Source organism: Streptomyces sp. bgisy027 (assembly GCF_057710365.1).
Map to the genome: position 1 here is coordinate 84,811 of NZ_JBYIVZ010000032.1, position 13,164 is coordinate 97,974.

Annotated in this window: 10 protein-coding genes, 1 tRNA gene and 1 other RNA gene; 1 reads left to right on the plus strand and 11 read right to left on the minus strand. The window is 72.3% G+C overall.

Translation table 11 applies throughout. The features are described from left to right. Window positions 1–17 precede the first annotated feature (17 nt). The 6 genes from AC3ETA_RS29570 to ffs form a co-directional block, all read right to left on the minus strand. Complete coding sequence (locus tag AC3ETA_RS29570; RefSeq protein ID WP_030947641.1) at window positions 18–917, minus strand: phosphoribosylaminoimidazolesuccinocarboxamide synthase; 900 nt, start codon at window positions 915–917, stop codon at window positions 18–20. Window positions 918–1,145: 228 nt separating this feature from the next. After that, the gene (locus AC3ETA_RS29575) at window positions 1,146–2,636 is read right to left on the minus strand and encodes a N,N-dimethylformamidase beta subunit family domain-containing protein (RefSeq protein WP_432195940.1); all 1,491 of its coding nucleotides are present in this window, start codon (window positions 2,634–2,636) and stop codon (window positions 1,146–1,148) included. A 357-nt stretch (window positions 2,637–2,993) separates the two neighbouring features. Beyond that, a complete protein-coding gene (locus AC3ETA_RS29580) occupies window positions 2,994–5,141 on the minus strand; it encodes a M48 family metalloprotease (protein ID WP_432195941.1) in 2,148 nt (715 codons plus the stop codon). A 396-nt stretch (window positions 5,142–5,537) separates the two neighbouring features. Continuing rightward, complete coding sequence (gene purD / locus AC3ETA_RS29585) at window positions 5,538–6,788, minus strand: phosphoribosylamine--glycine ligase (RefSeq protein ID WP_432195942.1); 1,251 nt, start codon at window positions 6,786–6,788, stop codon at window positions 5,538–5,540. Window positions 6,789–7,019: 231 nt separating this feature from the next. Next, window positions 7,020–9,335 (minus strand): DNA polymerase III subunit gamma and tau, encoded by a 2,316-nt coding sequence (locus AC3ETA_RS29590; protein WP_432195943.1) that lies wholly within the window; start codon window positions 9,333–9,335, stop codon window positions 7,020–7,022. A gap of 113 nt (window positions 9,336–9,448) precedes the next feature. Continuing rightward, an RNA gene (gene ffs / locus AC3ETA_RS29595) (signal recognition particle sRNA small type) lies at window positions 9,449–9,545 on the minus strand. A 73-nt stretch (window positions 9,546–9,618) separates the two neighbouring features. On the opposite strand from ffs, the gene AC3ETA_RS29600 reads away from it, so the two are divergent. Then, window positions 9,619–9,706: transfer RNA gene (locus AC3ETA_RS29600), tRNA-Ser, on the plus strand. 79 nt (window positions 9,707–9,785) lie between these two features. On the opposite strand, the gene AC3ETA_RS29605 is transcribed toward AC3ETA_RS29600, so the two are convergent. The 5 genes from AC3ETA_RS29605 to AC3ETA_RS29625 form a co-directional block, all read right to left on the minus strand. Next, complete coding sequence (locus AC3ETA_RS29605; protein ID WP_432195944.1) at window positions 9,786–11,024, minus strand: tyrosine-type recombinase/integrase; 1,239 nt, start codon at window positions 11,022–11,024, stop codon at window positions 9,786–9,788. Between the two features lie 10 nt (window positions 11,025–11,034). Further along, entirely contained in the window at window positions 11,035–11,268 is a 234-nt protein-coding gene (locus AC3ETA_RS29610) for an excisionase family DNA-binding protein (protein ID WP_488187649.1), read from the minus strand. Next, window positions 11,261–12,565: a replication initiator gene (locus tag AC3ETA_RS29615; RefSeq protein ID WP_432195946.1), complete on the minus strand. Its 1,305-nt coding sequence runs from the start codon at window positions 12,563–12,565 to the stop codon at window positions 11,261–11,263. The genes AC3ETA_RS29610 and AC3ETA_RS29615 overlap by 8 nt, the downstream gene beginning before the upstream one ends. 132 nt (window positions 12,566–12,697) lie before the next feature. Then, window positions 12,698–12,943, minus strand: coding sequence for a SpdD protein (locus AC3ETA_RS29620; RefSeq protein WP_432195969.1), 246 nt, complete (start codon window positions 12,941–12,943; stop codon window positions 12,698–12,700). Window positions 12,944–12,960: 17 nt separating this feature from the next. Beyond that, a complete protein-coding gene (locus tag AC3ETA_RS29625) occupies window positions 12,961–13,155 on the minus strand; it encodes a hypothetical protein (RefSeq protein ID WP_432195947.1) in 195 nt (64 codons plus the stop codon). Window positions 13,156–13,164: the final 9 nt, after the last annotated feature.

Sequence of the window (13,164 nt, forward strand, 5' to 3'; positions counted from 1 at the left end):
GTCAGCTCGTCAGCTCGTCAGCTCCAGCTCGTGCCGGTCAGCCGCTCGTACGCCTCGACGTACTTCGCGCGGGTCGCGTCCACGACCTCCTGCGGCAGCGGCGGCGGGGGCTGCTCGCTCTTGCGGTCCCAGCCGGAGGCCGGCGAGGTCAGCCAGTCCCGGACGAACTGCTTGTCGTACGACGGCTGCGCGCGCCCCGGCTGCCACTGGTCGGCCGGCCAGAAGCGGGAGGAGTCCGGCGTGAGCACCTCGTCGGCGAGGACCAGTGTCTCCCCCTCGAAGCCGAACTCGAACTTGGTGTCGGCGAGGATGATGCCGCGCTCGCGGGCGATGTCCCGGCCCCGGGAGTAGACGGCGAGGGTCGCCTGGCGCAGCCGGGCCGCGGTGTCGGCGCCGACCTGGCGGGCGACCTCCTCGTAGGAGACGTTCTCGTCGTGCTCGCCGACGGCGGCCTTGGTGGCCGGGGTGAAGATCGGGGCGGGCAGCTCGCTGCCGTCGACCAGGCCCTCGGGCAGCGCGAGGCCGCAGACGGTGCGGGAGGCGCTGTACTCGGCGAGGCCCGAGCCGGTGAGGTAGCCCCGGGCCACGGCCTCGACCGGGACCATCTGCAGCGACTTGCACACCAGGGTGCGGCCCGCCCAGTCGGCGGGGGCGCCGGCCGGGACGTCGGTGCTCAGCACATGGTTGGGGACCAGGTCGGCGAGCTGATCGAACCACCACAGCGAGAGCTGCGTGAGGACGCGGCCTTTCTCGGGGATCTCGGTCGGCAGCACCCAGTCATAGGCGGACATGCGGTCGCTGGCGACCATCACGAGGTCGCCGGCCTCGTTCTGGTACAGGTCCCGCACCTTGCCGGTGTGCAGGTGCACCAGGCCCGGAACCTCGATCGGCTCGGGCTTTTCTACGAATCCGGACACGGTTCCTCCCCGTGGTTCTGTCCAACGGATCGATTGTCCCGTATGCGGGTTCTGACCTTGGAACGGGGTGTGCTGGGTCGCGACGGGGGCTGTGCTGGGTGATGACGGGGGCTGTGCTGGGTGAGTGACGGGAACTGTGCTGAGTGGGTGACGAGGGCTGTGCTGGGTGATGACGGGGACAGCGCTGGGTGAGTGACGGGGGCTGTGCTGAGTGAGGGACGGGGACGCTCAGTCACGCTTGCAGATGCGGTCCAGGAGGTTCGCGGTGGCGCGCTGGACGCGGGCGTCGACGTGGCCCGGGCGGTCCAGCGCCGGGGACCAGGCGAAGGTTCCGGAGGAGAAGACCAGGGCGCCGGAGGGGGCGCGGTACAGGGACGTCTCCTGGTGGCGGAGGGTGCCCTCGCGGTCCGGGTAGGGGGAGTGGGCGAGCAGGATGCGCTCCTCGTGCTCGGGCAGCGGGGCGCGCGGGAAGTAGCGGTCGGCCTCGCCGGCGACCAGTCCGTCGATCCCGTCGCCCTCGTGGGCGCCGGTCGCCTCCCAGAGCCAGTGGTCGGCGTTGCGGACGATCAGGGGCTGGGGCTCGGGGACCTGGCCCGCGTACTGGATACCGATCACTTCCTGCTCGGGGCGGTCGATCTCCCGCCAGAGGACCGGGCGGCCGGGGCCCCTGCGCTTGCGGCAGGTGAGCAGGCGGTCCGGGACACCGGACGGGGAGGAGGCCAATTCGACCTGCCAGTACATGGTGTTGGCCGAGAGGAAGACGAGGGAGGTGCCGTTCTCGCGGGCGAGCTCGACAGTGCGGCGCATGTTCGACGACCAGTACTCGTCGTGGCCGGGGAAGACCAGGCCGCGGTAGCGGGTGGGGTCGACGTGGCCGGCGTGCAGGTCGCGGGCGTCGGCGTAGGCGATGTCGTAGCCGTAGCGCTCGGCCCAGCGGATGAAGTCGTAGGCGTGGCCCACGTGCAGGGGCAGGCCCGCGCCCGCGTACGGGCGGTCGAAGGAGACGGTGGTGGCGGCGTCGGCCTCACCGAGCAGCCGGCCCTCCTCGTCCCAGGCGTGGTAGAGGCTGGCGCCGGTGCGGCCGTCCTCGGGGTAGAGGTTGTAGGCCTGCCAGGTCACGTCGGGCAGCAGCAGGAGCAGGTCCGCGGGGTGGTTGTCGCGGACGGTGAAGGGGATGTGGGAGCGGTAGCCGTCGACCGTGGTCAGGACGGCGACATACGCGCCGATGCTCCAGTACGAGGGGATCTGGAGCCGCCAGGACAGCCACCAGTGGTGGCAGGAGACCGTGCGGTCCGCGGTGAGCGGCGCGGGCTGGACGATGCCGGACAGCCGGGGGCTGGTGGTGATCTTGGCCGCGCCGTCGCCGCCGTAGTGGCCGATGCGGTAGATGTCGACGGCGAACTCCTGCGGCGGGTCCACGGTGATGTGGAAGTCGACCGCCTCGCCGGGGGCGACCGCGCCGGTGGAGATGAAGCCCTTGATCTGCCGGTGGACGTCGTCCGCGGAGCGCGGGCCGGCGCTTCGGGAGGCCGGGACCCTCGGGGCGTCCGACGTCGGCGGGTGTGCCTGGCCGTCGACGTACCAGGGGACGACCTGGCCCGTGTCGTCGAAGTACGTGACGTTTCCGCGCAGCCAGGGGACGGGGCCCTGGCCGAAGGGGTCCGTCACGGCGTGCGCGAGTGCTCCCGACTCCCAGCGGCGGATCTGCTCCGACCCCATGGCCGTACCCCTCCCTCGTTCCCCCGTGGTGGTGCGTCGAGCGTCGTGTGGTGTGTGGCGTGGCGTGGTGTGTGGCGTGGCGTGTGGTGTGTGGCGTGCGAGTGGGTCTGCGGTGCCCGGTGTGGTGCTCGTGCTTGAGGTTTCGGTCGTACGGCGTGGGCTTTCGTTACGGCTGTCGTATGTCGTAAGCCCTTGCCATATGCGCTATCGGTCCCAGCACATCACATTGCGCACGCATCCTGTCACTATTCGTTGCGAATTGGCCGAAAGTGGAACCGGGGGCTCCGGCCGCGTGTGCCGTCCACAGCCGTCTGGCCTGGGCTTGCACGACCCTTCGGGCCCGGGCGGGCGCGGCCGTCAGACCAGGCGCACCGGCTTCTCGGGGCGTATCCCCGACTCCACGAGCCAGGCGCGCAGAGGGCCCGGGTCGCCTTCCTCGATGAGGCTGAGGACGCGGGGGGTCAGATCGGCGGCCCGTGCGCCGTCGATCAGCAGGGTGGGACCGTCCAGCCAGTCCAGGCCCGGGGTCGCGCCCGCGGTGTCCATCGCGGCGCAGCAGACCATCGCCGTGACGTGGTCGGTGAGCAACTCGCGCGAGGTGCGCGGGGGTTGGAGCGGGAAGAGGGGGAGCGCCCCAATGTCCAGGAGGGTGCTGTCCGGGGTAGGCGACGTCGCGAGCCCCGCGGGGGTCGCGGCCTCCTCGCGGGCCATCTCCGCCGTCAGTCCGGCGGCGAGGGCGGAGCTGCGCTCGGTCTCCGGGTCGTCGGCGCCGGGGTGATCGTCGGCCATGGCGGCGTAGGGGGGCTTGGGGGCTTTGGCGACTTTGGGGGGCTTGGGGGGCTTGGGGGGCTTGAGGGCTTGGGGGGGCTTGGGCTGTTGTGGGGCCGGGTGCGGTTCGGAGGCCTCTTGCGCTGCCGGGGTTCCGGGCGGCTCGTGCCCTGCCGGGGATGCGGGCGGCTCGTGCGCCGCCGAGGTCCTGGGCGCCTCGTGCGCCGCCGAGGTTCCGGGCATCTCGTGCGCCGCCGGGGTCCCGGGCGCCTCGTGCCCTGCCGGGGCCCCGGGCATCTCGTGCGCCGCCGAGGTTCCGGGCGCCTCGTGCCCTGCCGGGGTCCCGGGCATCTCGTGCCCTGCCGGGGTCCCGGGCATCTCGTGCCCTGCCGGGGTCCCGGGCAGTTGGTGCGGGTTGAGGGGCTCGGGAGTCTCCGGGGTCGACAGGTGGTCCAGGACACGGGCCAGGGTCGGGCCGTCGGTCTCCGGGGAGGTGTCGCGGGTGGTGCGGCGGACGCCCAGCGCGTCGAGGACGCGGTGGAGGCGGGCCGCGTCGGTGCGCCACTTGCGGTCGACGACCTCCTCCGGATACGCCTGCCAGTCCACCGGGGACCAGTCCGGGCCGGGCTCGGCGGGGCCGCCGTGGAAGAGGCGGGCCGCGAGGAGCGAGGTGGCCTCGTCGATCAGACCGGGCTCTTCGAGCAGGTCACAGGCGGGGCGCTCACCCAGCCGGGAGGCAAAGCCCTCGGCCAGCCGGTCCCGGCGGGACAGCTCGGTCAGCGCGGCGACCACGCCCGCGTCCAACCGCGAGGGCCAGCGGCCCATCCGCCAGGCGGGCAGCGCGACCCGCGTGAGCAGCCGGTCCCAGCCCGCGTACGCCAGCCCGACCTGTTCCTGGGCGACGATCCGCAGGCCGTAATCCACAGCCTGTGCACGCTCGGCGGCAGCTGCGGCCACACCCCGCTCCATCTCGGCTGCGTGGTCCCGGCAACTGCGCAGCAGCAGCCGTGCGACCCAGCCGATGCCCGCGCACACCGCCCGCGACCCCGGGCAGCGACCGCGTGTCGAGGCGACGGCCACGGCCGCGTCCAGACCCCGGACGAAGCGCCGGGCCTGGGCTATGTCCGGGTGCGCCGAGGGTCCCGTACCGGCGACCACCGGGGCGAGGACCGCGCGCAGTTCACCGACGCGCATCCACCACAGGAAGGGGGAGCCGATGACGAGGACGGGCGCGGCGGGCGTACGGCGATGGGGGCCGTGCGCGCTTCCGCCGTGCAGGCCGTTGAGCCCGTCGTCCTCATGGCTCTCGGCCGGGGGCGGGCCGTGTGCCTGGTGCGTGCGGTCCTCCAGCCAGCTGTCGCAGTCCGGGGTGAGCGCTATGGCGGACGGGGCGGGGACGTCGAGGCGGTCGGCGAGGTCGCGCACCAGCCGGTAGAGGTCCGGGGCCTGTTCCTCGGCGATCGGGACCGTGGGAGTGACGGCGGGGCGGGCGCGGGCCACGACCAGCGCGACGGCCGCGGCGGCGATCAGGACGAGGACGGCGAACGGGGTGAGCACCCAGCGGGCGGCGTGCCAGCCGGGGCCGACGAGATGGCCGGTCGACGGGCCGGCGAGCAGCACCACGGCGAACGCCGCGGGGAGCAGGGCGACGGCCAGCGCGCGGCTGCGGATGCGCAGCACCGCGAGGGCCCGGGCGCGCGCGGCCTGCGCACCCGCCTCCACACCCATACCGGTCACGGCCGGACCTCACCCCCTCCGCGGTGTCCTGGCTGTCCGTACTGTCCTGGCTTTGCTCACTCCCCCACTGTGGCACCCGCCACTGACATCGCAATGCCGGTGGGCCAAGTGCCGGAACGCTTTCGCCGCACCCTAGTTGGGGCGTCGACCCACGTCAGCCGGATGGGGCATCGGTCACTCGATGGAATGGCTTTGGGGAGAGGTGGATGACGGACAGCGAGCATCAGGCCCCTGCCCCAGAACAAAGTCCAGTCGCCAAGTTTCCAGCTTCGGCTTCGGCTTCGGCCCGGGCCCGGGCTTGGGCTTGGGCTTGGGCTTGGGCTTGGGCTTCGAAAAGGGTCAGGCCCCGGTTCCTGAGACGGAATCGGGGCCTGTCCGGTTTATCGGGAGTGCGAATTATTCGCCGGCCGCCTTCGCCGCGATGTCCGTGCGGTGCTGGGAGCCGTCGAGCTTGATGCGGGCGACCGCTCTGTACGCGCGGTCGCGGGCCTTGGTGAGGTCCTTGCCCGTCGCCGTCACCGACAGGACGCGGCCGCCGGCGCTGACGATCGCGTCGCCGTCCTGCTTGGTGCCGGCGTGCAGCACGTAGGCGTGCGGGGCGTCCTCGGCGGCCACCTCGTCGAGGCCGGTGATCGGGTCGCCGGTGCGCGGGGTGCCGGGGTAGTTGTGCGAGGCGACGACGACGGTGACCGCGGCCTCCTCGCTCCAGCGCAGGGGCTCCAGGTCGGCCAGGTCGCCCTTGGCGGCGGACAGCAGGACACCGGCCAGCGGGGTTTTCAGACGGGCCAGGACGACCTGTGTCTCCGGGTCGCCGAAGCGGGCGTTGAACTCGATGACCCGCACGCCGCGCGAGGTGATCGCGAGACCGGCGTAGAGCAGGCCGGAGAACGGGGTGCCGCGGCGCCGCATCTCGTCGACGGTCGGCTGCAGGATTGTCTCCATGACCTCGCCGACGAGCTTCGGGTCGGCCCACGGGAGCGGGGAGTACGCGCCCATGCCGCCGGTGTTGGGGCCCTCGTCGCCGTCGAGCGCCCGCTTGAAGTCCTGGGCGGGCTGGAGCGGGAGGACCGTCTCGCCGTCGGTGATGGCGAAGAGGGAGACCTCGGGGCCGTCGAGGAACTCCTCGATGACGACGCGCTCGCAGGAGTTGGCGTGCGTCCTGGCCGCCTCGATGTCGGCGGTGACGACGACGCCCTTGCCCGCGGCGAGGCCGTCGTCCTTGACCACGTAAGGGGCGCCGAAGGCGTCGAGTGCCTCGTCGACCTCCTCGGGGGTGGTGCAGACGTAGGAGCGGGCCGTCGGGACGCCGGCTCCCGCCATCACGTCCTTCGCGAACGCCTTGGAGCCCTCCAGCTGCGCGGCCTCCCCGGAGGGGCCGAAGACCGGGATGCCCGCCTCGCGCACGGCGTCGGCGACTCCGGCGACGAGGGGTGCCTCCGGGCCCACGACCACGAGGTCGGCGCCGAGGCGTTCGGCGAGCGCTGTTACGGCCGCGCCGTCCAGGGCGTCGACCTGGTGCAGCTCGGCGACCTCGGCGATGCCGGCGTTGCCGGGGGCGCAGTGCAGCGCGGTGACGTCGGGGTCGAGGGACAGGGAACGGCACAGGGCGTGTTCGCGGGCGCCGCTGCCGATGACGAGGACCTTCACGGGGGTCAGCCTAACGGGGTTCTTGTGCGGGCATCTGAAGGGGCCGTTCCGACTGGGCTGGACGTTCCTCCAAGGGCCGCTCGGCGCTCACCCTTGCCGCGCCTTGGGGGCTGCCGCCCCCAGAACCCCGCTTCGGCCCTGAACGGGCCTCAACCTCGATCGCCGGACCGCCTGAAAAGAACGGACCGGCGCCGAGATGGGAGGCCCCTGTGACGGGGCGTCCTGCGCTCCCTACTCGTTCATGAACTCCTCGATCACCGTCGCCCCCAGCTCCCGCACGATCAGGTCGTGGCCCGACATCGCCGACTCGTTGAGGTCGGGGTCGTCGTCCTCGGGGATGTCGTCCTCGGGGGCGACCGGAGGCGGGGGCTCGGGGGCGGAGGCGGAAGCGGACGTGGGTGGCTGCGGGGCCGGGGCCGGGGCGGCGGAGGGGGCCGACGGGGCTGCCGGAGGCGGGGTGGGCGTCGGCTGGGGAGCGGGCGGACGCTGGACGGCCGTACCGCCACCGCCGTAGCCGCCGCCGTAGCCGCCGGTGTTGCCACCGCCGTAGCCGCCTCCGCCGCCGAAGGAGCCGCCGCTCGGCGGGGGAGCCGAGCCGCCGCCCGACGGGTCGATGATCGCCTCGATCTTCCACTGGACGCTGAACTGCTCGGCCAGGGCCTGCTTCAGCACTTCCTCGCTGCCGCTGCTCGCGAAGTTGTCGCGCGCTCCGGCGTTGACGAAGCCGAGCTGGAGGGTGGTGCCGTCGAAGCCGGCCACCTGGGCGTTCTGGCTGAGCAGGATCCAGGTGAAGCGGCGGCGGTTCTTGACCGCCTCCAGGATGTTCGGCCAGAGCATGCGGGGGTCGAGGCCGCCGCTCGGCGGGGCGTAGGCGGGTGCCGCGCCCGCGGCCGGAGCGGGTGCGGATGCCGCCGGCGGTGGTGGGGTGGGCGCGGGGGCGCTGCCCGGCCCGGCCGGGGGCGGGGTCGGCTGGGCGCCGCCGCCCGCCGGAGCCGCCGTGGGCCAGCCGCCGGGGCGTCGGCCGCCGCCTGCGGGCGCGGCGGTGGGCCAGGCGCCGGGGGCGGGGGTGGGGGTGGGGGGTGGAGTCTGAGGCTGCTCGGGGGCCGGGGCCGGGGCAGGTGTGGGGGCCGGGGCAGGGGCAGGTGTGGGGGACGGCTGAGCGGGGGGTGGGGCCTGCTCCGCCATGGGTGCGGCCCGTTGTCCTGCCGGGGCCGGGGCGGGGGCCGCTGGGCCCGTGGCGCGTACGGCCGCCCGCGCCGCGGCCGGGCCGCCGCCGGGGGGAACCGGCGGGGCCTGGGGAACGGCGGCGGGAGCCGCGGCCGGTGCTGCGTGTGCGTCGGGGGCGGGAACGTAGCCCATCGCGGGCATGCCGCCGCCACCGGAGAAGTTCACGCCCCGCTCCAGGCGGTCGAGGCGGGCCATGACCGAGCGCTCGTCCCCGTAGGCGGCCGGCAGGAGCACGCGCGCGCAGATCAGTTCCAGCTGGAGGCGGGGCGAGGTGGCGCCCCGCATCTCCGTCAGCCCCTCGCTGACGAGGTCGGCGGCGCGGCTCAGTTCGGCGGCGCCGAAGGTGCCCGCCTGGGCCTGCATGCGCTCCAGGACGTCGGCGGGGGCGTCGAAGAGGCCCTTCTCGGTGGCGTCCGGCACGGCGGCCAGGATCACCAGGTCCCGCAGCCGCTCCAGCAGGTCGGCGACGAAGCGGCGGGGGTCGTTGCCGCCCTCGATGATCCGGTCCACGACCTCGAAGGCCGCGGCGCCGTCACCGGTCGCGAAGGCCTCCACGACGGAGTCGAGGAGCGAGCCGTCGGTGTAGCCGAGCAGAGAGGTGGCCATGGCATACGTCACACCCTCCTCCCCCGCTCCGGCGAGCAGCTGGTCCATGACGGACATGGAGTCACGCACCGAACCGGCGCCCGCGCGCACGACGAGCGGCAGGACGCCCTCCTCGACGGCCATGTTCTCGCGGCCGCACACCTCGCCCAGGTACTCGCGCAGGGTGCCCGGCGGGACGAGCCGGAAGGGGTAGTGGTGGGTCCGCGACCGGATGGTCCCGATGACCTTCTCGGGCTCGGTGGTGGCGAAGATGAACTTCAGATGCTCCGGCGGCTCCTCGACGACCTTCAGCAGCGCGTTGAAGCCGGCCGACGTGACCATGTGGGCCTCGTCGATGATGTAGATCTTGTAGCGGCTGCTCGCGGGCCCGAAGAAGGCCTTCTCGCGCAGCTCACGGGCGTCGTCCACACCACCGTGGGACGCGGCGTCGATCTCGATGACGTCGATGGACCCCGGCCCGTTGCGAGCGAGGTCGCGGCAGGACTGGCACTCCCCGCAGGGGGTCGGAGTGGGGCCCTGCTCGCAGTTCAGACACCGCGCGAGGATGCGCGCGCTGGTCGTCTTGCCGCATCCGCGCGGACCGCTGAACAGGTACGCGTGATTGACCCGGTTGTTCCGCAGCGCCTGCTGCAACGGGTCGGTGACATGCTCCTGCCCGATGACCTCGGCGAACGACTCCGGGCGATAGCGGCGGTACAGCGCGAGAGACGACACGCATACGAGGTTATAGGCGCCCACTGACAACGCGGACCGCCCGGTTGCGGGGGCTCGCCCCGCCCGCGGCGGCGGGAATCCGGGCCGGGCGCACCTGCCGTGGGCCCCGGGCACGAGAAGACCCCCCACGCACCCGCCAGAGCCAACCTACCCTTGCTGCCTTCCGGCCCTGGGGGAGTTCAGTCAGATAGCGCCGCGTGAGGGGCTGAGGCCCAGCGTACCTGATCGCCGGGGGGCCGAACGAGTTCGCTAGCACCCTCCAGCGTCATGTAATGTTTCCGGCGGAGGATTCGCCTAGAGGCCTAGGGCGCACGCTTGGAAAGCGTGTTGGGGGCAACCCCTCACGAGTTCGAATCTCGTATCCTCCGCCAGTGCCTCACCGGGCACGATGTCGAAGGGCCCCACCGCTTGCGGTGGGGCCCTTCGACGTTGTCCGTCTCACTTTCCGTCTCAGTTCGTCGTCGGCGGCTCCCAGAGAACGTCGCCGACTTGCTGGGCGACTTTCCGCAGCAGCGTTCCAGTGACATGCATGTAGCGGGCGCGCATGCGGGCCGCTCCCCCAGGCTCCCAACCCATGATCGCGTCGACCACGACGTCCGGGACGCCGAGGATCAGGAGGACGGTCGCGGCGGTGTGGCGAGCGTCATGGAGACGGCCGTCTCGTACGCCCGCGTCCCGGAGCAGTCGTTTCCAGACGTGGAAGTCGGTGTTCGGGCTGAGGGGACCGCCGGTCGGGGAGGCGAAGACATATCCCTTGTGCTCCCAGTCGGTGCCGGCCTCGATTCGGTCCTTCTCCTGCTGCTCCTGGTGTCGGCGGAGGAGCTTGATCAGCGGGTCGGGCAGCCCGATCGTGCGACGGCCGGCGCGAGACTTGGTGGACTTGTGCTCTCGGCGGGTCTGCTGCTTCTGGGGGCAGTAGCCGGCTTTCCGGCCGCACGGGTTGTCGCCACAGCCGTGGGCGTACTTGGGACGGAGACGGTTCTTGCGGATGCGCACGTATCCCGCGTCCAGGTCGACGTCTTCCCAGTGAAGTCCGAGCGCCTCCCCCTGGCGGAGGCCGAGCGCCAGGGCGACGACCCAGCGAGCGCTGTTGCGGAGCTTGGCGGCCTCGACGAGCACGCTCTGAACCTCCTCGATCGTGAACGGCTCGATGTCCTCTTCTTCGAGTCGCGGAGCCTTGGCGATCTCGGCCACGTTGGTGGCGACGTGGCTACGCCGCTTGGCCTCACCAAGGGCGACCCGGATCGTCCGATGAACGTGGTGGGCGGTGCCGGCGGAGCTCCCGGAGTCCTGCATCTTCCGGTAGAAGCGCTCCAAGTGCTCGGGCTCCAGCTTGTCGAGCTTGTGAGCGCCCAGGCCGGGCACGAGGTGCACGCGTACGTCGACCTCATAGCCGTCGTATGTGTTCTCGGAGACGTACGGCTTGGCGATGTTCTCGACCCAGTGCTCAAGCCAGGCTTGGACGGTCCAGCTCTGGCCCGGTTTCCTGAGCTTCTTCTCGTCTCGGGCCCGCTCCATGTCACGGACGGCCCTGGTCACCGCCGCCTTGGTCTTGCGCTCGATGTGGCGGCGGTCCGGCTTGCCGTCATCACGGACGCCGACGGTCACCCGGCCGTGCCACTTGCCGTCCTTGCCCAAGTAGATGGAGGAGGCCCCGTTGGGCTGGCGAGTGCGCTTCTTCTCTTCCATGACGTCCTCCTCAGGCCGCTTCGGCGGGTCGGTGTCGGAGCTTGGCCACGTAGGCGGGAACGGCATCGGCGGGCACTCGACGCAATCGGCCGACCGTGACGGATTCGATCTCTCCGGCGCGCACGAGCCGGAAGCACGTCGTACGGCCGATGCGGAGCCGTCGAGCTGCCTCTTCCACTGTCAGGAGGGCCAAGGAAGGATCAGCGGACTCCTGCGCGGTCGCCATGGCTTGCACCTCAGCCATGTGTTGGTTCTCCTTCCACCCCAGGGGCGGGTTCGAGGGATGCGGCGAGCCAGGTCTCACCAGCGCTGAGGCCGGTTCCGGCGAAGACCCAGTGGGCGAGGACGAGCGTGGTTTCGCCGTCCTGGGGAGCGGCCGTGGCGGCTTGGGCTCGGCGCCAGTCGGCTCGGGCGTCACGGAGGGCGCCGAGGGTGGTGGAGTAGCGGCGGGACTTGGTGGAGAAGTGGCCGCGGAAGCCGAGCATGTGGGCCCAGGCGCGTAGGCGGAGGTGTTCCAGCTCTTTGCGCGCGCCGAGGGCCCAGGCGGTACGGATCATGCGCCGGGCGTGGTCGCTGATCCGGGCGTGGGCCAGCTCGGCGAGGAAGCGGATCGGCCGGTCCAGGGTGCCGGTCGCCGTCTCGGCGCCTTTGGTTGCGTACTTGGCGATGTACGCCGCTACGGCCCGCTCGGTCAGGTCCTGGCCGTCGTCGAAGTCGGCGGAACGGATCGCGCGGACGTCGAGCTGACGCCCGAAGGCGAAGGTGTGGGCCCGGCCGTCGATCTGCGGGCCGTCGATGCGTGCGGCGGTCGCGGCGGCGCGGATGGCGTCGGTCAGCAGCTCGGCCGTGGCCCAGGCCGGGGGCGAGGTGTCGCCGCCCTGCGGGCCATCGAGGCGTATGACCGCGTGGAAGTGGACGGCCCCGCGCTTCTGGTATTCGGCGACTTTCGCGAAGGACACGCGGGCGTGGTCGCGGAAGGTGCGTTGAGTAAGGCCGGCGCGCTTGGCGACTTCCCGGCGGAGGTAGATCGAGAAGCGCCGCCAGAGGGCGCCCGCGTGCGCGTTCCAGAGAACGGCCGCTTCGTAGTCGTAGGTGTCGGAGTTCAGCGGGGTGCCGAGTGCGGCGTCCTCCTGGTCGTGATGGGTGCCGCAGCGGCACGGGCGCCCGTCGGTGCGGCGGTTGTGGACCGGGCCGAAGCCGGGGGCGGTGAAGGTGGCGAAGACGCGCGGGTGGGTCGAGACCTGTTCCGGGGTGCCTTTGCCGCCGCGCAGTCCGGCGGTGATCAGGTGGTAGGTGTCGCGGCGGTACGTCTCGGCGCACGCGGCACAGCGGGTTGCACGTCGGTTGTTGCAGCGGACGAGGAGCTGACCGGCGGGGAGCGCGGCGGAGTCCAGGTGGCGCAGGACATTGCCGATCTCGCCGGTCTCCGTATTGACGGCGTACTCCGTGCGGTGGCCGTCGAGGCGGACGGGGTGGGTGCAGCCGCCCAGGCCGGAGAGTTGGCGGGCCAGCTCGGGCATGGTGCCCAGCGAGGCCAGCATGGAGAGTTCCGCCAGCGGGGGCGGAGTCTGCCGGGTGATGATGGGGGTTCCTTTCGGCTGTTTCTGCGGTTGGGAGGGACGGCCCCGGGGCGGCGGGATGCTTGGCGGCGTTGTTGCCGCCCCGGCGGCCGGTCAGCGCCTGTTGGCGTTGCTGACGAGGGAGCGCAGGACCACGGCGGCGATGGCCACGGACACGGCCGTGACGGCGACCGCCGCCAGGAGCGCGGTGAGGACGATGAGGACGACGACCACGGCGGTGACCGCTCCCACATAGGGAGTGAGCGGGCGGCCGGCGGACGGCACCGGAGCCTGCACCTGGTGCTGCCTGGTGATGGCCGGGGGCGAGTGCGGGGTGTCGGGGAGCTGCGGGCGGAACAACACGGCGTACCTCCTTGTCACTTGTCGGTGCCGTTGACGACGCCGACCCCGGAGCGGGTGCCGGACTCGATGGCCGGGGCGAGGAAGGTGTGCGAGAGCCAGAAGCCGAACAGCGCGATCACGACGGCGACCCAGAGTCGGACGCCGAGGAACTTGATCACGGCCCAGGCGATGACGCCCAGGACGAAGACGAGCGGGAGCGAGACGGTCACGGCGTTCTC